This window comes from Streptococcus sp. cx1 (genome assembly GCF_052384325.1).
In the GTDB taxonomy this organism is placed as follows: domain Bacteria; phylum Bacillota; class Bacilli; order Lactobacillales; family Streptococcaceae; genus Streptococcus; species Streptococcus salivarius_G.
Window position 1 is genome coordinate 110,957 of record NZ_JBQSUN010000001.1, and the last position, 23,185, is coordinate 134,141.

22 protein-coding genes and 1 tRNA gene are annotated in these 23,185 nt (G+C 39.1%); all 23 read left to right on the plus strand.

Annotation, left to right across the window (positions count from 1 at the left end):
• Positions 1 to 26 precede the first annotated feature (26 nt).
• Positions 27 to 2,894, plus strand: a complete 2,868-nt coding sequence (locus ACT170_RS00530; RefSeq protein WP_444817893.1) for a hypothetical protein — start codon at positions 27 to 29, stop codon at positions 2,892 to 2,894.
• A gap of 624 nt (positions 2,895 to 3,518) precedes the next feature.
• Positions 3,519 to 3,716: a F0F1 ATP synthase subunit C gene (locus ACT170_RS00535; RefSeq protein ID WP_002886037.1), complete on the plus strand. Its 198-nt coding sequence runs from the start codon at positions 3,519 to 3,521 to the stop codon at positions 3,714 to 3,716.
• A gap of 32 nt (positions 3,717 to 3,748) precedes the next feature.
• The gene (gene atpB, locus ACT170_RS00540) at positions 3,749 to 4,456 is read left to right on the plus strand and encodes a F0F1 ATP synthase subunit A (RefSeq protein ID WP_151404497.1); all 708 of its coding nucleotides are present in this window, start codon (positions 3,749 to 3,751) and stop codon (positions 4,454 to 4,456) included.
• 20 nt (positions 4,457 to 4,476) lie between these two features.
• Positions 4,477 to 4,974, plus strand: a complete 498-nt coding sequence (atpF, locus tag ACT170_RS00545) for a F0F1 ATP synthase subunit B (protein ID WP_014634008.1) — start codon at positions 4,477 to 4,479, stop codon at positions 4,972 to 4,974.
• Complete coding sequence (locus ACT170_RS00550) at positions 4,974 to 5,510, plus strand: F0F1 ATP synthase subunit delta (RefSeq protein WP_021144582.1); 537 nt, start codon at positions 4,974 to 4,976, stop codon at positions 5,508 to 5,510. The genes atpF and ACT170_RS00550 overlap by 1 nt, the downstream gene beginning before the upstream one ends.
• 15 nt (positions 5,511 to 5,525) lie before the next feature.
• On the plus strand, positions 5,526 to 7,031 hold the full coding sequence (atpA, locus tag ACT170_RS00555; RefSeq protein WP_002885972.1) for a F0F1 ATP synthase subunit alpha: 1,506 nt from the start codon (positions 5,526 to 5,528) through the stop codon (positions 7,029 to 7,031).
• 18 nt (positions 7,032 to 7,049) lie between these two features.
• On the plus strand, positions 7,050 to 7,928 hold the full coding sequence (locus ACT170_RS00560) for a F0F1 ATP synthase subunit gamma (RefSeq protein ID WP_002890208.1): 879 nt from the start codon (positions 7,050 to 7,052) through the stop codon (positions 7,926 to 7,928).
• A gap of 75 nt (positions 7,929 to 8,003) precedes the next feature.
• The gene (gene atpD, locus ACT170_RS00565; protein ID WP_002890209.1) at positions 8,004 to 9,410 is read left to right on the plus strand and encodes a F0F1 ATP synthase subunit beta; all 1,407 of its coding nucleotides are present in this window, start codon (positions 8,004 to 8,006) and stop codon (positions 9,408 to 9,410) included.
• 12 nt (positions 9,411 to 9,422) lie between these two features.
• Complete coding sequence (locus ACT170_RS00570; protein WP_002890211.1) at positions 9,423 to 9,839, plus strand: F0F1 ATP synthase subunit epsilon; 417 nt, start codon at positions 9,423 to 9,425, stop codon at positions 9,837 to 9,839.
• A 260-nt stretch (positions 9,840 to 10,099) separates the two neighbouring features.
• Positions 10,100 to 11,380, plus strand: coding sequence for a cell division peptidoglycan polymerase FtsW (gene ftsW / locus ACT170_RS00575; protein ID WP_270615316.1), 1,281 nt, complete (start codon positions 10,100 to 10,102; stop codon positions 11,378 to 11,380).
• A gap of 236 nt (positions 11,381 to 11,616) precedes the next feature.
• Positions 11,617 to 12,813, plus strand: coding sequence for an elongation factor Tu (gene tuf, locus ACT170_RS00580; RefSeq protein WP_002890213.1), 1,197 nt, complete (start codon positions 11,617 to 11,619; stop codon positions 12,811 to 12,813).
• Positions 12,814 to 13,066: 253 nt separating this feature from the next.
• Positions 13,067 to 13,825, plus strand: coding sequence for a triose-phosphate isomerase (gene tpiA, locus ACT170_RS00585; RefSeq protein ID WP_002890214.1), 759 nt, complete (start codon positions 13,067 to 13,069; stop codon positions 13,823 to 13,825).
• Between the two features lie 262 nt (positions 13,826 to 14,087).
• Positions 14,088 to 16,073: a transketolase gene (gene tkt, locus ACT170_RS00590; RefSeq protein WP_270326553.1), complete on the plus strand. Its 1,986-nt coding sequence runs from the start codon at positions 14,088 to 14,090 to the stop codon at positions 16,071 to 16,073.
• Positions 16,074 to 16,165: 92 nt separating this feature from the next.
• Positions 16,166 to 16,238, plus strand: a tRNA-Thr gene (locus tag ACT170_RS00595).
• Positions 16,239 to 16,361: 123 nt separating this feature from the next.
• The gene (gene tmk, locus ACT170_RS00600) at positions 16,362 to 16,991 is read left to right on the plus strand and encodes a dTMP kinase (RefSeq protein ID WP_324711868.1); all 630 of its coding nucleotides are present in this window, start codon (positions 16,362 to 16,364) and stop codon (positions 16,989 to 16,991) included.
• Between the two features lie 8 nt (positions 16,992 to 16,999).
• A complete protein-coding gene (locus ACT170_RS00605; protein WP_070654894.1) occupies positions 17,000 to 17,875 on the plus strand; it encodes a DNA polymerase III subunit delta' in 876 nt (291 codons plus the stop codon).
• On the plus strand, positions 17,872 to 18,678 hold the full coding sequence (ricT, locus tag ACT170_RS00610; protein WP_324711867.1) for a regulatory iron-sulfur-containing complex subunit RicT: 807 nt from the start codon (positions 17,872 to 17,874) through the stop codon (positions 18,676 to 18,678). Before ACT170_RS00605 ends, ricT begins: the two co-directional genes overlap by 4 nt.
• Positions 18,665 to 18,985, plus strand: a complete 321-nt coding sequence (yabA, locus tag ACT170_RS00615; protein ID WP_002887582.1) for a DNA replication initiation control protein YabA — start codon at positions 18,665 to 18,667, stop codon at positions 18,983 to 18,985. Before ricT ends, yabA begins: the two co-directional genes overlap by 14 nt.
• Positions 18,986 to 18,987: 2 nt before the next feature.
• Entirely contained in the window at positions 18,988 to 19,854 is an 867-nt protein-coding gene (rsmI, locus tag ACT170_RS00620) for a 16S rRNA (cytidine(1402)-2'-O)-methyltransferase (RefSeq protein WP_179968674.1), read from the plus strand.
• A 137-nt stretch (positions 19,855 to 19,991) separates the two neighbouring features.
• Entirely contained in the window at positions 19,992 to 21,227 is a 1,236-nt protein-coding gene (locus ACT170_RS00625) for an ammonium transporter (protein WP_014634017.1), read from the plus strand.
• Positions 21,228 to 21,237: 10 nt separating this feature from the next.
• Positions 21,238 to 21,579 (plus strand): P-II family nitrogen regulator, encoded by a 342-nt coding sequence (locus ACT170_RS00630; protein ID WP_175063611.1) that lies wholly within the window; start codon positions 21,238 to 21,240, stop codon positions 21,577 to 21,579.
• Positions 21,580 to 21,671: 92 nt separating this feature from the next.
• Entirely contained in the window at positions 21,672 to 22,328 is a 657-nt protein-coding gene (locus tag ACT170_RS00635; protein ID WP_048790595.1) for a glucosaminidase domain-containing protein, read from the plus strand.
• Between the two features lie 17 nt (positions 22,329 to 22,345).
• Positions 22,346 to 23,167 carry a Cof-type HAD-IIB family hydrolase gene (locus tag ACT170_RS00640; RefSeq protein WP_175063612.1) on the plus strand — a complete coding sequence of 274 codons (822 nt, stop codon included), beginning with the start codon at positions 22,346 to 22,348 and terminating at the stop codon, positions 23,165 to 23,167.
• Positions 23,168 to 23,185 lie beyond the last annotated feature (18 nt).

Here is a 23,185-nt window from a genome sequence, read left to right on the forward strand (position 1 = left end):
AGCATAAAAGTTATATAGGAGGGTGTATGTTAATTTTTTCTAACATCACTATTTTATTATTGTTCATTATCTCAACGTTTGCTTTATTTGTTAATTCACAAAGTACTATAAAAGCTTTCTTTTATTATTTCTTTTGTGTTTTATTGGTTATATTAAGTTATTATGGTAATATATCTGTGCTGATTACAGAGATTGTTTTGGGGGGGATTGTTGTTCCTGCCACACTTCTTTTGGGAATTGCTTATTCCGATGATGTTAAAAAATGGCAGAAAATATTAGTCCTACCACTTTATGTTATATTATTAATATTATTTTTTTTAAACAAGATTAGTTCAGATTATAGTAAACTATTGCTATTTTTGTTTATTATTTCGTCAATAAGGTTGATTATAAAAGGTATATTTATTTCTTTATCTTCCATACCTTATATTGGGAATAAGGTATATCTATGTGAAAAAAGTTATAATTCAGTGATAAAAAGAATTTTTAATGATTATTTTGGTATATCAGCGATTTTGATTTCATTAGTGATTTATGTTGCTTTATTTTTTAGTGTAAAATTTAATTTTCTTGGGTTGAAATATACAAGCATTATGTCAAAGGTTGATTTTTCTGATGGTCTTTTTTTAGCTTTAAAAAATATTACTCCCATTTTATCACTATATGGAATGTATTTTGCATTTCTTCAATTCGTTGCAAACGGAGCAGATAGAGATATGTATATGGGTGAAAATAAGTTAAATTATATTTTAAATAGATCATTTTCATATCAATTAAGCAAATCAAACTGTTTTTCTTTCTTTATTTTATCATTTGGTATTATTCCATTTTTGACGATTTTTTTTGCTAGAAATAAGTTGTTTATTAATCTGCAAGAAGATATGAGAATAATTTGGCAACTTGATTTTTTGTTCTTGATTGTATTATATGTTTTTTTAGTTATTACAATGATTAAGACAGTTGGAACTTCCATTGAATTAAAAATTGGAAAAGCTAGATGGATAGAAAAACAGATAGAAAATGATATTGAAAATACATATGATTCATTATTTATAGAATGTTTAAGAGCCGGAGAAGCAGATAGGTTATTTATAGGAGTTCGTAAACAGTACAATAAGATGAATAACGACTCAGAAAAGTCCTTATTGATAAAGACTATTTTTGAAAGGATTCAAAAAGAATTGAGAAGTAGAATTCTTGAAAAAAAATGGTCTGAAGTTAAGATCAAAAAGTTATTTAAATTTTATAAGTCATACTGTGAAAAACTTATACAGTTTCTGGATGAGTCCTGTGATAGTATTTCAAATGAAGTTTGGCTATCAGTATTAGACGGTCACCTAAAACTATTGATACAAATGATTAGAAAAGACTTTACGAGTATAATATATAAACAAGAATTATCAATAGAAAAAGAATTTATAGGTTTTAGATTAGATTTATATGTTCCTCTTCATGAATTGCTTATTAGTCAAATTTTAAAAAAAGATGAGGTTGTGATAAGAGTTTTTTCAGATTTTGTTAAACACCACAGAATGTCGTTTGGTAATTACTTTGAAAATAAACAACCCGAATTAAACTGTCAATATATTTATCGAATAAGGGAGTATCAATGGGAAGCTATTGTGAAGAGATTGAAAGATATTGATGAAGATACTGTAGATATTGAAAAAATATTCAGATATGTTACAGAAGATTTTAAAGAATTTCATTCTAAGACATATTTTAATATCTTAAAAAATGATAGAACATATGCTTCGAGCAGAAATAAAAATATTCAAAGTTTAATTTGGAGCATGAATGAAAAATATCAACTTGCATATATGCTCTATCAATTATTGTCAACATATGATAATCAATGGTATGAAAACATAGATTTATATTTCTATTGCAAAAATATAAAAAAAATAATTTCGAATAATAACAATGATAGTAACAAAGTATATGGGGAGTCTAAAAAAATACTTTTAGAGACAAATATTAAATATAAATTTACTGATAGATTCCTAGATATACTCTGGAAAACAAGAAATGATATCATCAAAGATTGGTCTTGGTTCAAACAATTTGAATATAATAATCAATCAAATTTTAAAGTTTTTTTTATTCAATGGATGTTAGGTGATAGATATAGCTATCAAGGTAGATTTAAACTTAATAAGAAAATGCCATTTAGATTTGTTAGCCATAATAATGTTTGTAAAAATAGTGATTTCTTTACAGAAAATGTAAACAGTAAAAGTCAGTATGCTCAATCATTAATTCTAAAGAGACAACTTCAAATAAAAGCTAACCAAAGAAGGGAAGAATTCAGTATCTTCTGTAGCGAATATTTTAGTTTGAGAAGTCACTTCTCAAGTGATTTTGAAAATGATTGTTTAAGTAAGGTGTATAACAACGATCAACTTGAAAATTCTATTGATTATTTGTTATTCAATAGTAATCTGAAATTATCGTCCATTCTTAACAGATTATCAATTAATGGTTTACTGCTTTTAGAGTTTGATTTGAGATGGAATGCTTTCAAGTTTAGTCGTCAAGAATATTACTCAGGAAATACTTTTGCAGTGGAAATGTTCAATGAATACGGTTCGTATTTTTTTCAAAATAATGAACTTTATGATTTTTATATAATAAAAATTGGTGATCCGTTCTACCAAGATATGTTTGAGAATATAGAGTTTTTAAAGAGATTAAAATCTTATATTGAGAGTACTTTAGATAGGCAAATGCTGTCTGTTGAAGTATTTGTTCAATCTCTTTCCAACAAATTAGTAGGTAACAAACTTTCACCTTTAAAACAAGGTCAAATGATTGATTTTATAAAAAATCTTATTATTCAGGATGAATTTAAAGAAAGATTGAATTTCAAGAAGAGAAGGTATCGTTATAAATAGTTATATTTAATTTTTAAGACTAATCACTTATCTATATAAAGCAACAGTAATTCTTCTTATTATACAGACAATAAAGTAGAAGAATCAGTCGTATTTTTTAAATTTATGTTAATTGAAGAGAAGTGTAAAATTATGTATTTGTATTAAAGTGAATTAGTATTAAGATAGATATTTAACTGGTGGTTAAAGGTCGATTTCGTATTGATTTTTATTAGTGACTATCTTGAGAGGAAATAAACAGACATGTAGATTTATTTGGAGAGAGACACTAAATAATCCACCCCCCCCCCTTCAGCTTTCTTTAAGTAACTCAAGCTATACTATGACCATCCTAATAAGTATTGCTGAACATGGTTCGGTAGATCTCACACCTCTGACGCTGAGTCAGACAGTGAAACTTTCTTTTTTTCATAAATCTCCCAAACAAGTCTAATCTCACAAGGTTAGGCTTGTTTTTATGAAATAAGCAGAAAGTTTTTCATTAAAAATAAACGCTTGTGTAAGTAAAATGAAAACGTTAGGCAAAGTCAGTGAAAACGTCTAAAAAACCGTCAATTCATTGACTTTCGTGGAAAATAGGACTAAAATAGCAGGGTAAAAATAATTAAAAAGGAGAATTCTACTATGAATCTAACTATCTTAGCCCTCGGTTTGGCCGTTATGGGTGTATCTCTTGGTGAGGGTATCCTCGTTGCCAATATCGCTAAAGCTGCAGCTCGCCAACCTGAGATGTTTAGCAAACTTCAAACATTGATGTTTACTGGTGTTGCCTTTATCGAAGGTACCTTCTTCGTATTGTTTGCCCTTAGCTACATTGTCTAATAGACAAATAAAAGATGAAGGAGGGATGAGCAGTGGAAACTACAAGTAATCCAACCGTCTCATTATTTGGGATTGATTTTGACTTGACTGTCCTTGCCATGTCTCTCTTGACAGTAATTATCGTTTTTGGAGTGGTTTTTTGGTCAAGTCGTAAGATGACCATTAAACCAAAGGGAAAACAAAATGTGCTTGAGTTCATCTATGAGTTTGTGAACAGTACCATTTCTCAAAATCTTGGGAAATTCACGAAAAATTATAGTTTGCTCTTGTTTGTAATTTTCACCTTTGTTTTTACAGCGAACAACTTAGGTTTGCTTGTATCTGTAAAAAGTGAGCATTACAATTTTTGGACTTCTCCAACATCGAACTTCGGTGTTACTATCACTCTTTCTTTGATTATTACCCTCATTAGTCATATTGAGGGGATCCGTAAAAAAGGGTTTAAAGGCTATCTAAAGGGCTACCTTTCACCATACCCAGCTATGCTCCCAATGAACATTTTGGAACAATTAACCAACCCTGCTTCATTGGCCTTGCGTTTGTTTGGTAACATTTATTCTGGTGAGGTACTTACTGGCTTGATTCTTCAATTGGTGACCTGGTCTGCTTTTGCAGCACCTGTATCCTTTGCTTTGAACCTTGTCTGGGTTGCCTTTTCAGCCTTTATCGGCTTTATCCAAGCCTATGTCTTTATTATCCTAAGTTCAAACTATATTGGTGATAAAGTCAACGAAGAATAATTAAGAAAGGGAGAAATGAAATGTCAATACTTATTAATAGTACGACACTTGGTAATATCATTATCACACTCGGCTCAGTTTTTCTCTTGTATTACCTCATCCGTAAATTCGCATGGGATCAAATTACAGGAATCTTTGCTGCTCGTGAAAAGAAAATTGCCACAGATATTGATAGTGCTGAAAATGCTCGTCAAGAAGCAGAAAGCTTGGCACAAAAACGTCAAGATGAGTTGGCAGGTGCTCGCACTGAGGCAGCTCAAATTATTGATGGGGCCAAGGAAACTGGTAAAACTCAAGAATCTAAAATCATTGCAGAAGCACATGATGAAGCTAAACGCTTGAAAGAAAAAGCAAATCAAGACATCGCCCAAAGCCGTGTGGAAGCACTTGCTGGCGTTAAAGGTGAAGTTGCAGACTTAACTGTCCTCTTGGCGGAAAAAGTTATGAAACAAAACCTTGATGCTAAAGCGCAATCTGACTTGATTGATAGCTATCTTGATCAATTAGGAGATGCTTAATGGATAAGAAAACACAAGCTCTTGTTGAGCAGTATGCCAGAAGCCTGGTAGAAGTCGCTTTTGAACAAGACGCCGTGTCAACAATCCAAGAAGAAGTAAGGCAAATCCTAACAGTTTTTTCTGAAACAAATCTAAAAAACTTCTTGTCGCAGGAAAATGTGACAAGTGAAGCTAAAAAAGAAAGTTTGAGCTTGTTTCAAGAGTCTTGTTCAGTGTATATGAACAATTTTCTTGAGGTAATCTTACTCAATGACCGTGCCAACATTCTCTATGATGTGTTGAAATTGGTCCTTGAGCTCTTTGATCAAGAAGACAATACTTACGATGTTACAGTGACATCAGCAAGTCCCTTGTCTGAGGAACAAAAAGCCCGACTTTTGGCGATTGTTTCACAAAAATTTGAGATTAAGACACGTCGTTTAGTAGAAAAAATTGATGAGGACCTCATCGGAGGATTCGTCATCAAAGCAAAAAATAAGGTTGTTGACACGTCAATTCGCAGTCAATTGCAAACCTTTAAAACGAATTTGAAATAGAAAGTGGTGTGACTTTTGGCAATTAACGCACAAGAAATTAGCGCTTTAATTAAAAAGCAAATTGAAAACTTCCAGCCAAACTTTGACGTCACTGAAACTGGTGTCGTTACCTATATCGGTGACGGTATCGCACGTGCTCGTGGTCTTGATAATGCCATGAGTGGTGAGTTGCTCGAATTTGAAAATGGTGCCTATGGTATGGCCCAAAACCTTGAAACTAATGATGTCGGTATCATTATCTTGGGGGATTTCGTAGCAATTCGTGAAGGCGATATTGTTAAACGTACTGGAAAAATCATGGAAGTTCCAGTTGGTGAAGCCCTTATTGGTCGTGTAGTAAACCCACTTGGGCAACCAGTTGATGGTCTTGGTGACATCGAAACAACAGGTTTCCGTCCAGTTGAAACACCTGCTCCAGGTGTTATGCAACGTAAATCAGTTTCTGAGCCATTGCAAACTGGTCTTAAGGCCATTGATGCCTTGGTTCCAATTGGACGTGGTCAACGTGAGTTGGTCATCGGAGACCGCCAAACTGGTAAAACTTCAGTAGCCATTGATGCTATCTTGAACCAAAAAGGTCAAGATATGATCTGTATCTATGTGGCTATTGGTCAAAAAGAATCAACAGTTCGTACACAAGTAGAAACGCTTCGTAAACATGGTGCTCTTGATTACACAATCGTTGTGACTGCCTCAGCATCACAACCATCACCATTGCTTTACATCGCGCCTTACGCTGGTGTTGCAATGGCTGAAGAGTTCATGTATAACGGAAAACACGTCTTGATTGTTTATGATGATTTGTCTAAACAAGCCGTGGCCTACCGTGAACTTTCATTGCTTCTCCGTCGTCCACCAGGTCGTGAAGCCTACCCAGGGGATGTCTTCTATCTCCACTCACGTCTTTTGGAACGTTCAGCTAAAGTTTCAGATGACCTTGGTGGTGGTTCAATTACTGCCTTGCCAATCATCCAAACGCAAGCCGGAGATATCTCAGCTTATATCGCAACAAACGTTATCTCAATCACAGATGGACAAATCTTCTTGCAAGAAAACTTGTTTAACTCAGGTATTCGTCCAGCCATTGATGCGGGTTCTTCCGTATCACGTGTAGGTGGATCAGCGCAAATTAAAGCGATGAAGAAGGTTGCTGGTACACTTCGTCTTGACTTGGCTTCATATCGTGAACTTGAAGCCTTTACGCAATTTGGTTCAGATTTGGATGCTGCGACTCAAGCGAAATTGAACCGTGGTCGTCGTACAATCGAAGTTTTGAAACAACCGCTTCATAAACCACTTCCAGTTGAGAAACAAGTTGTTATCCTTTACGCTTTGACACACGGTTTCTTGGATAGTGTTCCGGTTGATCAAATCTTGGATTTTGAAGAAGCACTCTATGACTACTTTGATAGTCACCATGAGGATATCTTTGAAACTATTCGTACGACTAAGGATCTTCCTGAGGAATCTGTACTTAATGAAGCTATCCAAGCTTTCAAAGATCAATCAGAATACAAATAGAAATAGGGAGGACAGCATATGGCAGGCTCTCTAAGAGAAATCCAAGCAAAAATTGCTTCAACAAAGAAAACGAGTCAGATCACAGGAGCCATGCAAATGGTTTCTGCCTCAAAATTGACACGTTCTGAGCAAGCTGCTAAAGATTTCCAAATCTATGCCTCAAAAATTAGACAGATCACAACAGATCTTCTACATTCAGAATTGATTAATGGTTCGTCAAATCCAATGTTGGATGCACGCCCAGTTCGTAAGACAGGTTACATTGTCATTACTTCAGATAAAGGACTTGTTGGAGGTTATAACTCAACAATTCTTAAAGCTGTGTTGGACATGATTAAACGTGACCATGATTCTGAAGATGAATATGCTATCATTTCTATTGGTGGAACAGGTTCAGATTTCTTCAAGGCTCGTAACATGAATGTTGCTTTTGAACTTCGTGGCCTTGAAGATCAACCTAGTTTTGATCAAGTCGGAAAAATCATTTCTAAAGCTGTAGGAATGTATCAAAATGAACTTTTTGATGAACTCTATGTGTGCTATAACCACCATGTTAACAGTTTGTCTAGCGAAGTTCGTGTGGAACAAATGCTTCCTATCGCTGATTTGGATCCCAATGAATCAGAAGGTCATGTGTTGACCAAGTTTGAATTGGAACCAGATCGTGACACTATTTTGGATCAACTCTTACCACAATATGCGGAGAGTCTTATCTACGGTGCTATCGTAGATGCCAAAACAGCTGAGCACGCAGCGGGTATGACTGCAATGCAGACAGCCACTGATAATGCTAAGAACGTGATTAACGATTTGACAATCCAATATAACCGTGCGCGTCAAGCTGCCATCACTCAGGAAATTACTGAAATTGTTGGTGGTGCAAGTGCACTTGAATAGCAGAGATTTGTCTTAATTAGACACACATGAAAAAGGGATGATTGTCATCCAAAAAACTATCATAAGGAGAAAACAATGAGCTCAGGCAAAATTGCTCAGGTTGTTGGTCCTGTTGTAGACGTAGCGTTTGCAGCCGGTGATAAACTCCCTGAGATTAACAATGCATTGGTCGTTTATACTGATGAACAAAAGTCTAAACGTATCGTGCTCGAAGTAGCTCTTGAACTTGGAGAAGGTGTGGTTCGTACCATTGCCATGGAATCTACTGATGGATTGACTCGTGGACTAGAAGTTCTGGACACTGGTCGTCCAATCAGCGTTCCTGTTGGTAAAGATACCCTTGGACGTGTCTTTAACGTTCTTGGTGATACCATTGACTTGGAAGCACCTTTTGCAGAAGATGCAGAGCGTGAACCAATTCACAAAAAAGCACCAACTTTCGATGAATTGTCAACATCTACTGAAATCCTTGAAACAGGGATTAAAGTTATCGACTTGCTTGCCCCTTACCTTAAAGGTGGTAAAGTCGGACTCTTTGGTGGTGCCGGTGTTGGTAAAACCGTTCTTATTCAAGAGTTGATTCACAACATTGCCCAAGAGCACGGTGGTATTTCCGTGTTTACAGGTGTTGGTGAACGTACACGTGAAGGTAATGACCTTTACTGGGAAATGAAAGAATCTGGCGTTATTGAGAAAACAGCCATGGTCTTCGGTCAAATGAACGAACCACCTGGAGCACGTATGCGTGTTGCTCTTACTGGTTTGACAATTGCGGAATACTTCCGTGATGTTGAAGGTCAAGACGTGCTTCTCTTCATCGATAACATCTTCCGTTTCACTCAAGCAGGTTCTGAGGTTTCTGCCCTTCTTGGTCGTATGCCATCAGCCGTTGGTTACCAACCTACACTTGCTACTGAAATGGGTCAATTGCAAGAACGTATCACATCAACTAAAAAAGGTTCTGTTACATCAATCCAAGCCATCTACGTTCCAGCCGATGACTATACTGACCCAGCGCCAGCTACAGCATTTGCTCACTTGGATTCAACAACCAACCTTGAACGTAAGTTGACACAAATGGGTATTTATCCAGCCGTTGACCCATTGGCATCAAGCTCACGTGCCCTTTCACCTGAAATTGTTGGTGAAGAACACTATGCTGTTGCGACTGAAGTTCAACGTGTGCTTCAACGTTACCGTGAATTGCAAGATATTATCGCTATCCTTGGTATGGATGAATTGTCAGACGAAGAAAAAACATTGGTTGGACGTGCTCGTCGTATCCAATTCTTCTTGTCACAAAACTTCAACGTTGCTGAACAGTTTACAGGTCAACCAGGTTCTTATGTTCCAGTTGCTGAAACCGTTCGTAGCTTTAAAGAAATCCTTGAAGGTAAATATGACAATCTTCCAGAAGATGCCTTCCGTAGCGTAGGTCCAATTGAGGATGTAGTAGCTAAAGCTAAAGCTATGGGCTACTAATGAGGTGAAGATATGGCACAAATGACCGTACAAGTGGTAACTCCGGATGGTCTCAAATATGACCACCATGCCAGCTTTATCCACGCGGTTACTAAAGATGGTCAAATTGGTATCTTGCCAGGCCATATTAACTTGATTGCGCCACTTGAAGTGGATGAACTCAAGGTTCGTCGTGTGGATGACGAGAGTCACGTCGATTGGATTGCCGTAAACGGTGGTATCATCGAAGTTAAAGATGATTTTATTACTATCGTTGCCGATTCAGCAGAACGTGAACGCGACATTGACGTTTCTCGTGCCGAACGTGCCAAGCAACGTGCCGAACGTGACTTGGAAGAAGCAACTAAATCTGACCGTATTGATGAAGTTCAACGTGCTCAGGTTGCTCTCCGTCGAGCACTTAATCGTATCAGTGTCGGTACAAAATAAGATAAACAAAAAACGAGACTTAGGTCTTGTTTTTTGTTTGTAGTAAGAGAAAACATGAGAAGCAGCAAGGTTATCAAAGAAAGCTCATTGTAAAACCTATCTGAAGGTAAGTTAAAAAATTAGATTTCCAGTCTTGAAAACGGTTAATTTAGCTTTTACTTTAGTTTAAGGTATCAAAGTGTTATAATATAAGCTGTTAGCTTTATATTTTTAGAAAGAATGTAGAGTAACGTAATAGAAAGTATGAGTTTTTTAAAGATATGAAAATTGAAAAGAAGCATCTTTTAGATTACACCATCTTGATACCTTATTTAATCTTATCCGTGGTTGGTTTGATAGTAGTGTATTCAACAACGAGTGCTCGTTTAGTAGCCTTGGGTGCCAATCCCTTCGCGTCTGTTGTGAACCAAGGAGCCTTTTGGTTGGTATCCTTGTTCTCTATTTTTTTCATCTACCGACTGAAATTGAACTTTCTCAGGAAAGATAAGCTTTTGGGTGTTGTTATTGCCTTTGAGATTTTACTTTTGGTCATTGCCAAATTTTTCACCAGGGAAATCAATGGTGCCAATGGTTGGATTGTGCTTGGACCCTTGTCTTTCCAACCAGCAGAGTACCTTAAGATCATTGTTGTCTGGTTCTTGGCACACACTTTTTCAAAAAAACAGTCTGCTATAGAACGTTATGACTACCAAGCCTTGACGAAGAATAGATGGATTCCTAGGAATGGTAAGGAACTTAATGACTGGCGTGTTTATTTGCTTGTAATGATTGGTTTGGTTGCTATCCAACCTGACTTGGGTAATGCGGCTATCATTGTGTTGACTACGGTAGTTATGTTTTCAATTTCTGGTGTTGGCTACCGTTGGTTCACGGCCTTATTTGCAGGCATTGTAGGGATTTCATCAGCCTTCCTTGGTTTAATTGCCTTGGTTGGGGTTCAAACCATGGCTAAGGTACCTATCTTCGGTTATGTTGCCAAGCGTTTCGCAGCATATTTTAATCCGTTCAAGGATTTGACTGGATCTGGTCTCCAGCTATCTCATTCCTACTATGCTATGAGTAATGGGGGCTGGTTCGGTCTTGGACTTGGAAATTCGATTGAAAAAACTGGTTATCTCCCAGAAGCTACAACAGACTTTGTGTTTTCAATTGCAATTGAAGAGTTAGGTCTTATCGGAGCTGGCTTGATTCTGGCCCTCCTCTTTTTCCTCATTCTTCGTATTATGATTGTGGGAGTAAAGGCACGAAATCCTTTTAACTCTATGATGGCATTGGGTGTAGGTGCCTTAATGCTAATGCAGGTCTTCGTTAACATCGGAGGAATCTCAGGGCTAATTCCATCAACAGGGGTTACCTTCCCCTTCCTTTCGCAAGGAGGTAACTCTCTTTTAGTGACTTCAGTTGGGATAGCCTTTGTCTTGAACATCGCTGCTAATGAAAAGCGTGATAATATTGTTCAAGCGATTGAGGATGAGTTATCTCAGACTCAAGAATTGGAAAATCAAGATGAAAAAATCGTACCTTTAAGAAGAAGTCGTTAATACGGCTTCTTTTTTCGTTAGATGGTGTTAGGCAGTAGTATGAATATAGTGAAAGCTAATAGGAGCAGTAGAAATAGAATTATTGAAAGGAATATTTGTAATTACTCTAAAGAAAAACTGAAAACTATATAAAATACTTGCAATTCTATGACATTTTGATAGAATAGTAGAGTAAAGTTAGACTGTATTGCCTACTGTCTATCTATAAAATATATTTTATTGGAGGCTTTTCCTAAATGGCAAAAGAAAAATACGATCGTAGTAAACCACACGTTAACATTGGTACAATCGGACACGTTGACCACGGTAAAACTACTTTGACAGCTGCTATCACAACTGTATTGGCTCGTCGTCTTCCTAGCGCAGTTAACACACCAAAAGACTACGCTTCAATCGACGCTGCACCAGAAGAACGTGAACGCGGTATCACAATCAACACTGCACACGTTGAGTATGAAACTGAAAAACGTCACTACGCTCACATCGACGCGCCAGGACACGCGGACTACGTTAAAAACATGATCACTGGTGCCGCTCAAATGGACGGTGCGATCCTTGTAGTAGCATCTACTGACGGACCAATGCCACAAACTCGTGAGCACATCCTTCTTTCACGTCAGGTTGGTGTTAAACACCTTATCGTCTTCATGAACAAAGTTGACTTGGTTGACGATGAAGAATTGCTTGAATTGGTTGAAATGGAAATCCGTGACCTTCTTTCAGAATACGATTTCCCAGGTGATGACATTCCAGTTATCCAAGGTTCAGCTCTTAAAGCTCTTGAAGGTGATTCTAAATACGAAGACATCATCATGGACTTGATGAACACTGTTGACGAATACATTCCAGAACCAGAACGTGACACTGACAAACCATTGTTGCTTCCAGTCGAAGACGTATTCTCAATCACTGGTCGTGGTACTGTTGCTTCAGGACGTATCGACCGTGGTGTTGTTCGTGTCAATGACGAAGTTGAAATCGTTGGTCTTAAAGAAGAAATCCAAAAAGCAGTTGTTACTGGTGTTGAAATGTTCCGTAAACAACTTGACGAAGGTATTGCCGGAGATAACGTCGGTGTCCTTCTTCGTGGTATCCAACGTGATGAAATCGAACGTGGTCAAGTATTGGCTGCACCTGGTTCAATCAACCCACACACTAAATTCAAAGGTGAAGTTTACATCCTTTCTAAAGAAGAAGGTGGACGTCACACTCCATTCTTCAACAACTACCGTCCACAGTTCTACTTCCGTACAACTGACGTAACAGGTTCAATCGAACTTCCTGCAGGTACTGAAATGGTTATGCCTGGTGATAACGTGACTATCGACGTTGAGTTGATTCACCCAATCGCCGTTGAACAAGGTACAACATTCTCTATCCGTGAAGGTGGACGTACTGTTGGTTCAGGTATTGTATCTGAAATCGAAGCTTAATTAATATTAAGTTCCCAATACAATTATTCGTCAGACAATAATTGAGAGAGTCGAGTTTACTCGGCTCTTTTTGGTGTTTGAAAATGTTTGTATTCTATACTTTTAAACTGTTTAAGGTCCTTAAGCTAAGTTTTGATAGTGATAAATAGACATAAAGCAGATCGAGTTTTCGGAATTTTCCTAAAATCCTAGTAATAGTAAGGGATTTGTGATAAAATAAACGAGTAAATAAATAAAAGAAGAGGTATGTGAAATGTCACGTAAACCATTTATCGCTGGTAACTGGAAAATGAACAAAAATCCAGAAGAAGCAAAAGCATTCGTTGAAGCTGTAGCATCAAAACTTCCTTCATCAGATCTTGTTGAAGCTGGTATCGCAGCTCCTGCAGTTGACTTGACAGCTGTACTTGCCGCTGCTAAAGGTTCAAACCTTAAAGTTGCTGCACAAAACACTTACTTTGAAAATGCTGGTGCCTTCACTGGTGAAACTAGCCCACAAGTTTTGAAAGAAATCGGTACTGACTACGTTGTTATCGGTCACTCAGAACGTCGTGACTACTTCCACGAAACTGATGAAGACATCAACAAAAAAGCTAAAGCAATCTTTGCTAATGGTATGCTTCCAATCATCTGTTGTGGTGAATCACTTGAAACTTACGAAGCTGGTAAAGCAGCAGAATTCGTAGGTGCTCAAGTTTCAGCTGCTCTTGCTGGATTGACTGCAGAACAAGTAGCTTCAACAGTAATCGCCTACGAACCAATCTGGGCTATCGGTACTGGTAAATCAGCTTCACAAGACGACGCACAAAAAATGTGTAAAGTTGTTCGTGACGTTGTAGCTGCTGACTTTGGTCAAGAAGTTGCCGACAAAGTACGTGTTCAATACGGTGGATCAGTTAAACCTGAAAACGTTGCTGAATACATGGCTTGTCCAGACGTTGACGGAGCTCTTGTAGGTGGTGCATCACTTGAAGCTGAAAGCTTCTTGGCATTGCTTGACTTCGTTAAATAATTTTAGATAAAGTCGAGGTTTCCCTCGGCTTTTTTGTTTTTTGATGAATAGATTTAATAATTGCTTGGGATAGGACAAATGCTATTGGTTTGTAAAAACGAACGCTTTAGGTCCTGTATTTTATAGGTTTAGGGTCTCACAAATAGAATTGGACTGCCCAAAGAGATAGATAATATGCTATAATTAAAATAGTATAACTAGAGCTCAGACGCTAATAGTCTGTATGCTCCGCATTTTTTCCCAAAAAAGGAGAGTTAGAATCATGACTTTTGATGCAATTGACCAAATGGCGGTCAGCACTATTCGTTCGCTTTCGATCGAGGCCATTCAAGCCGCGAATTCTGGGCACCCAGGTCTTCCTATGGGTGCAGCGCCAATGGCTTATGTACTTTGGAACCATGTGATGAATGTTAATCCAAAGACTAGCCGTAACTGGACAAACCGTGACCGTTTTGTTCTTTCTGCAGGTCATGGTTCTGCCTTGCTTTATAGTCTCTTGCACCTTTCTGGCTACGACGTGACAATGGACGACTTGAAGAACTTCCGTCAATGGGGATCTAAGACTCCAGGTCACCCTGAAGTTAACCATACAGATGGTGTTGAAGCGACTTCAGGACCTCTTGGTCAAGGGATTGCTAATGCTGTAGGTATGGCAATGGCTGAAGCGCACTTGGCAGCTAAATTTAACAAACCTGGTTTTGATATTGTTGACCATTATACTTATGCCCTCCATGGCGATGGTTGTTTGATGGAAGGTGTTTCTCAAGAAGCTGCTAGTCTTGCTGGTCACCTTAAACTTGGTAAGTTGGTACTTCTTTACGATTCAAATGATATCTCACTTGATGGACCAACTTCAATGGCTTTCACAGAAGATGTTAAGGCTAAGTTTGAAGCTTATGGTTGGCAACACATTCTTGTTAAAGATGGTAATGATTTGGAAGCTATTGCTAAAGCTATTGAAGAAGCTAAGGCTGAGACAGATAAACCATCTATTATCGAAGTTAAGACAATCATTGGTTACGGAGCTGAAGGCCAAGGAACATCAGCTGTCCACGGTGCTCCAATTGGTCAAGACGGCATTGATCACGCAAAAGATGTTTATGGTTATGATGCCCCAGCCTTTACAGTTCCAGATGAAGTCGCTCGTCGTTTCGAAGTTGGTATTAAATTCCGTGGTGAAGCTGCTGAAAATGCTTGGCAAACTAAATTTGCAGAATATGAAGCTGCTTACCCAGAATTGGCTGCGGAATACAAGGCTGCCTTTGCGAATGAACCTGTACACGTTGACTTGAATGCTCATGAATTGGGTTCAGCAGTAGCTAGCCGTGTGTCAAGCCAACAAGCTATCCAACAGATTTCTAAACAAGTTCCTTCATTCTGGGGAGGTTCAGCAGACCTTTCAGCTTCTAACAATACTATGGTTAAGGCTGAGTCTGATTTCCAAGCAGACAACTATGCTGGACGTAATATTTGGTTCGGTGTACGTGAGTTTGCTATGGCTGCAGCAATGAATGGTATTGCTCTTCATGGTGGTACTCGTGTTTATGGTGGTACTTTCTTCGTCTTCTCAAACTACTTGCTTCCAGCAGTACGTATGGCAGCTCTTCAAAACTTGCCAGTAACTTATGTTATGACTCACGACTCAGTAGCAGTTGGTGAAGATGGACCTACTCACGAACCAATCGAACAATTGGCAAGTGTGCGTTCAATGCCTAACCTTAACGTTATCCGTCCTGCAGATGGTAATGAAACTAATGCTGCGTGGAAACGTGCCTTGGCTGAGACTGAACGTCCAACAATGCTAGTTTTGACACGTCAAAACTTGCCAGTCCTTGATGGTACAGCTGAAAATGCCGAAGCTGGTGTCAATAAAGGGGCTTACATCATCTCAGAAGCTAAAGGTGATCTTGATGGTATCATCATTGCGACAGGTTCTGAAGTGAAATTGGCTCTTGATACTCAAGCGGCTCTTGAAGCTGAAGGAGTGCATGTCCGTGTTGTTTCAATGCCATCACAAAATCTCTTTGATGAACAAGATGCTGCATATAAAGAAGAAGTTCTTCCAGCAGCTGTTACAAAACGTTTGGCTATCGAAGCTGGAACTAGCTTTGGTTGGGGCAAATATGTTGGTCTTGCAGGTAAAACACTTACTATTGATACTTGGGGTGCCTCAGCACCTGGTGACCGTATCTTTAAAGAATATGGATTCACTGTTGAAAATGCAAGTCAACTTTACAAATCATTGTAAGAAAAGAATGAGCTTGGCTAGTCCAAGTTCTTTTTTGTAAATTTCATACAGAACTTGACTTTTTAGGACATAGTGTTAGAATGACTGTGTCAGCCGATTTAGCTCAGTTGGTAGAGCAACGCACTCGTAACGCGTAGGTCACAGGTTCGAAACCTGCAATCGGCATGGTCAGAAGTATTCAGATAGAAACAGGGGTTTTTAGAAACCTCTGTTTTCTTTTGCCCTTGATTGTTCATTTGAGCTAAAATTTGATAAAATAGAAAGTAAAGAAATCAAAAAGGAAGTATCATGTCAAAAGGGTTATTAATCTCAATCGAAGGGCCAGATGGTGCTGGAAAGACAACAGTTTTGGAGGCACTTTTACCTCGTCTTAGAGAAGCCTATCCAGCCAAAGTCGTGACGACACGTGAACCAGGAGGAGTAGCTATTGCAGAGCAAATCCGTGAGGTTATTCTGGATGTAGATAATACGGCTATGGATGCTAAGACAGAGCTCTTGCTCTATATTGCTGCTCGCCGTCAACATCTGGTTGAGAAGGTTTTGCCAGAGCTTGAAAAGGGCAATATGGTCATCATGGATCGCTTTATTGATTCATCAGTTGCCTATCAAGGTACTGGTCGTGGCTTGAATCAGAATGAGATTGCCTGGTTAAATGCCTATGCGACTGATGGGTATAAACCTGATGTGACCCTATTGTTTGATGTGGATTCTGAGACTGGTTTGGACCGCATTGCAGCTAGCGGCGAACGTGAAGTCAATCGGTTGGATTTAGAGAAACTTGACCTACATCAGCGTGTACGTCAAGGTTATTTGGATTTGGCACAGGCTGAACCAGAACGTATCAAGCTAATTGATGCCTCACAGGCTTTTGAGGATGTTGTAGAGCAAGCTTGGAATGTAATTAAAGACTATTTATAAGGAGCAAGATGAAGTTAGCTGAAAGTCAAAGCAAACTATTTGAAGAGTTTTCACAAATTATCAGAGAAAATCGTTTGAGTCATGCTTATTTGTTTTCGGGTGATTTTGGAAGTCTCGACATGGCTATTTGGCTAGCACAGAGTCGGTTTTGTCTGACTCCTGAGAATGGTCTACCTTGTGGTCACTGTCGTCCCTGTCGCTTGATTGCACAAGGGGACTTTTCTGATGTTAAATTAGTAGAGCCACAAGGACAGATTATTAAGACGGACACGATTCGTCAGTTGACTAGAGAGTTTAGTCAATCGAGTTTTGAGGGGCAGGCTCAGGTTTTTATCATTCGGGATGCAGATAAGATGCACGTCAATGCTGCTAACAGTCTTTTAAAGTTTATTGAAGAACCTCAAAGTCAGATTTATATTTTTCTTTTGACAGCTGATGATAGTCGTATGTTACCGACGATTAAAAGCCGAGCTCAACTCTTTTATTTTCCAAAGAATCGGGCTTATCTGGAAGAGTTGTTGCAGAAGGAAGGCTTGTTGCTGACACAAGCCAAAGTGTTGGCGGACTTTGCTAAAGATGATGTTCAGGCTTTAGACTTAGCTAAAGATAATAAGATTCTTGATCTGATTAATACAGTAGAGCGTTTCACACAGTCCCTGCTATCTAATCAGGACCTGCTTTATTTGGACGTTGCAAAACTGGCTGTCCAGTGTAGTGAAAAGTCGGAACAAGAGATGGTCTGGGCTTTTTTAACTTATCAATTGGGGAAGGATATACAAAATCCACAAGCAAGACGATGGCTAGACTTAGTTTATGAGGCACGAAAAATGTGGCTAGCTAATGTCAGCTTTCAAAATGCGATGGAGTATATGGTATTATCATGACAGAAGTCATTGGAATAAAATTTGAAGAAACTGGAGCAGTAGAATACGTTGTTCCTGATAAAAATTACGCCAAAGATGACTTTGTAGTCGTTTTGGAGAAAAAAGATAAGCGCCTAGCTCAGGTTGTCATGGAAAACACTGATTTTCCTGAAGTTAGTTTGCCTACTGATTTGAACCGAGTTGAAGGCCTAGCCGGAGAGAGGGATTTTGCCAGATATGATGAAAATCTTTTGAAGGCTGAAAAGAGTATGTCTGTGGTGGCTGATTTAATCACTCAAAATCAACTAGATATGAAAGTGGTTGACATCGTTTTTCCTCTAAATAGCTCTTATGTACTGATTAGTTTTGTGGCTGAAAAGAGAGTCGATTTTCGTCAGTTGCTCAAGGATTTGGCAGCTTACTTTAAGACACGCATTGAGTTGCGTCAAATTTCAAGTCGTGAGGAATCAAAAATCTATGGTGGCTTAGGACCTTGTGGCCGGGCACTTTGTTGTTCTAGTTTTTTGGGTGAATTCCCACCAGTATCGATTAAGATGGCTAAAAATCAGAGTTTATCTTTGAATTCTGGTAAGATGAATGGGGTCTGTGGTCGACTTATGTGTTGTCTCAGTTATGAAGATGACTTTTACCGAGATAGCAAGGCTAGTTATCCTGATTTGGGTGATGAAATTGAAACCAAGGATGGGAAAGGTCAAGTTGTTGCCATTGATGTGATTGCAGGGACTATTAAGGTTGTGTTTGAAAAAGGGCGTGCGCCCCTAATTTATGGAGTGGAGGAAGTTCAGCTAAATGGAAAAGCGTGAATTGTATGATAAGTTCGAAGAATTATCACAAAATTTGATGTCAATGTTGGCAGAAGTAGAAGCAATTAAGGCGAACTTCTCAGGGATTCTTGATGAGAATACAGCCCTCAAGTTGGAAAACGACAAGTTGCGTGAACACTTGAGTCAAGTGGTTCAAGAGGAGACAGGAACTAAGATGTCTCATGGCAAGGTGAACCTCGAGGCCATTTATGATGATGGATTCCATATTTGTCCAGATTTTTATGGTCAACGTCGTGATAATAATGAGGCTTGTGGCTTCTGTGCAGAATTGTTGTACGGAGATTAAGCATGCAGGTTCAAAAGAGTTTTAAGGGGCAGTCTAACTACGGTACCCTCTACCTGGTTCCCACACCTATTGGGAATTTGCAGGATATGACTTTTCGCAGTGTTCAAATCTTGAAAGAGGTAGACCTTATTTGTGCAGAGGACACGCGCAATACGGGTCTCTTGCTCAAGCATTTTGAGATTGAAACCAAGCAGTATTCTTTTCATGAGCACAATGCCTATGAGAAAATTCCAGATTTACTGGAGCGTTTGAAGTCAGGTCTTTCTTTGGCTCAGGTTTCTGATGCGGGTATGCCTTCCATTTCGGATCCTGGGCATGATTTGGTCAAAGCCGCCATTGCTGAGGATATTCCTGTGGTGGCCTTACCGGGAGCATCGGCTGGTATTACAGCCTTGATTGCCAGTGGTTTAGCACCCCAACCTCATATTTTTTATGGCTTCCTGCCTCGTAAAAAGGGACAGCAGATTGATTTCTTCAAGGAAAAAGTATCTTATCCTGAGACACAGATTTTTTACGACTCACCATACCGTGTGGCGGATACCCTTGAAAATATGCATGAGGTCTATGGCGATCGTCAAGTAACGCTAGTTCGAGAATTAACCAAGCTTTATGAAGAGTACCAGCGAGGGTCAATTTCAGAAATTTTAGATTATATTGCTAGTAATCCTCTCAAGGGAGAATGTTTACTGATTGTGGCTGGAGCTTCTGAAAATGATAGGGAAGAAAATCTAACATCAGATGTTACGCCAGTAGAGGCTGTTGAAGCTTTAATTGCTTCTGGCATGAAACCTAATCAGGCTATAAAAACCGTTGCTAAAGAGCGAAAAATAAACAGACAAGAGCTTTATAACCTTTTTCATGGGGTTTAAGAGGCTCCTTTTTTTGTGGCGACATAAGATGTCAGAAAAGAAAGAATTATCAAAAAATTCCGTAAATACGCTTGTTTATCTCATGTTTTTGTGTTATATTATCTGACATAAAATAATTTGAGAATTGGAGTGGTTTCATGGATACAGGTAGCAGTGCCTTTATATTGATTTGTTCAGCCATGGTTTGTTTGATGACACCGGCCTTGGCTTTCTTCTATGGTGGGCTCGGACGTCGTAAGAATGTTATCAATACCATGATGATGTCTGTTCTTCCCTTAGCTATAGCTTCTCTCTTGTGGATTGTTGCTGGCTACTCGCTTTCTTTTGGCGGTCATGGGAACATCTTCGGTAATTTCAGTCACCTTTTTTTAAATGGCGTGTCTGAAACTGCCTCAAGTCGTGGTCTAACCATTCCTGATATGCTGTTTGCTGCTTTTCAGATGATGTTTTCAATTATCTGTGTGGCGATTTTGACGGGTTCAGTGGTAGGAAGGATGCGCTTTACACCTTTAGCCATCTTTGTTGTCTTTTGGTTGATTCTTGTCTACTATCCATTTGCACATATGGTTTGGGACGAAGGGCTCCTTGCTAAATGGGGGACAATTGACTTCGCAGGTGGTGATGTGGTTCATATTACCTCTGGGGTATCAGCCTTGGTTTTGGCAATCGTTGTTGGTAAACGCCGTGATTTTGGCATTTTAGAACACCGTCCTCATAATGTTCCTTTTGTTCTATTGGGAGCGGGTCTCTTATGGTTTGGTTGGTTTGGATTTAATGCAGGATCAGCCTTGGCTGCTAATGGCTTGGCAGTGCACGCGCTAGTAACCACCCATGTTTCAGCTGCTGCAGCCATGTTTTCATGGTTGGCAATTGAAAAACATGTCACAGGACATCCATCCTTGGTTGGTGGTTCAACCGGTTTGGTGGCAGGACTGGTTGCAATCACACCTGGAGCAGGTTTTGTTTCAATTTGGAGCGCTATTCTAATTGGTCTTATGGTTAGTCCGATTTGTTTCTATGCTATTTCTGTCTTGAAGAAACGTTTTGCCTATGATGATGCTTTGGATGCTTTTGGTTGCCACGGTGTTGGAGGTATCTTTGGTGGTTTGGCTACTGCGATTTTTACGACACCAGATTTAGCCCTAGATAAGGCCAATATTGGCTTGATTTATGGAAAGGCCCATCTCTTTGTTGTGACCATTTTGGCTATTGTCTTTACAGCTATTTGGTCTGCTCTTGTGACCTATGGTATTATTAAAGTAATTGCTCATTATATGCCTTTGCGTGTTAGTGACCGTGATGAAGCTATTGGTCTTGATGACTGTGAACACAAAGAGACAGCCTATCCAACCTTTATGGGCTTAGATTCGTAGGAGAATACAGATGAAAAAAGTAGAAGCGATTATTCGTTCGGATAAATTGGAAGATTTGAAAAATGCCTTGACTGGTAGTGGCTTGGCCAAGGGGATGACTGTAAGTCAAGTTCTGGGTTACGGTAATCAACGTGGCTTTGCAGAGTTTGTTCGTGGACAGCGCATTGTTCCAACCTTACTAGCTAAGGTTAAGGTTGAAATTGTAGTCAAAGATCTAGCGGTTGACGAGGTTGTTGATGCCATTCGGAACGCCGTGGCGACTGGAGATGTTGGTGACGGGAAAATCTTCATCATTCCCATTGATGATGTTATCCGTATCCGTACTGGCGAACGTAGTGGAGATGCAATATAGGAATAATAGAGACTTAAACCAGTTGGTTTGGGTCTTTTTTAGTGATTTTTGATATACTTAGGAGAGTTAGTATGATTTGAGGGGGTGACCGATTGGCGAAAGGAAAAAAGAAAAGTAAGTCTAAAGCTAGACCTAAGAAAACTAAAAAGAAACAGAAGTCTTTCTTGCTCTTTCCTAAATTTTTCCAAAAGTGGAGTCTGATTTTTATCGGCCTATTTGCCTTATTGGGACTCCTAGCTAGTTTAAATTTTCCAAGGTTGACCATGGAAAAGAACATGACGTCTACGGATGAGACGACGGTTGCTTTTATTGCTGAGATTGGTGAGACGTCGCGCTATTTGGCAGCTAGAAATGATCTTTATGCATCTGTTATGATAGCTCAGGCCATCTTGGAATCTGACTCTGGACAATCTACTTTGAGTCAGAAGCCGTCCTATAACTTCTTTGGGATTAAGGGGGACTACAATGGTCAAAGTGTGACCCTACCGACCTGGGAGGATGATGGTAAGGGCAATCCTTACTATATTGATGCGGCTTTTCGTTCTTATGGTTCTGTGGAAAATTCTTTACAGGACTATGTGGATTTCCTTGAGGGAAGCTACTATGTAGGGGTGCACCGTTCCAAGACTAAGAATTATAAGGATGCAACAGCAGCCCTAACAGGGGTCTACGCTACGGACACAACCTATGGAGACAAATTAAACAGCATCATTGAACAATATCAGTTAACCATTTATGACACTTATTAGGGTCGAAGGAGAGTAAAATGAATCAGAACCAAGTGAAACTCATTGCAATAGATATGGACGGAACACTCTTGGATAGCCAAAAAGAGATCCCTGAAGAGAATATTAAGGCTATTCAAGAAGCAGCTGCGGCAGGTATCAAAATTGTCCTTTGTACAGGACGCCCACGTTCAGGCATTCTTCCCCATTTTGAGAAATTAGGACTGAGTGAAGAAGAGTACATTATCATGAATAATGGCTGTTCAACTTATGAGACAAAAAATTGGAAGTTGCTTCAATATGAAAGTTTATCTCGCTCCGAGATGGAAGAACTCTTGCAGGCTTGCGAAGACTTCCCAGAGGTGGCTCTAACCTTTACTGGTGAAAAAACTTACTATGTTGTGGGCGATGAGGTGCCTGAGCTAGTAGCATATGATGCTGGGACTGTTTTCACAGAAGCAAAAGCTAGGAGTTTGGAAGAAATCTTTGCGGAAGGGCAAGTGATTTTCCAAGCCATGTATATGGCTGATTCTGAACCTTTGGATGCCTTCCAAAATGCTGTGCAAGACAGACTTGATCAGAGCTATAGCACAGTTCGTAGCCAAGAATATATCTTTGAAATCATGCCACAGGGGGCAACTAAGGCCAGCGGACTTAAGCATTTAGCGGAAAAACTTGGAATTGCTCCAGATCAAATCATGGCTCTGGGTGATGCTGCTAATGACCTTGAAATGCTTCAATTCGTCGGTCAAAGTGTTGCCATGGGTAATGCTAGTGACGACATTAAAGAGTTGTGTAAGTATGTGACCTTGACAAATGACGAGGCAGGTGTAGCTCACGCTATTCGTACTTGGGCTTTATAAGAAAAAGACCTTTAGCTT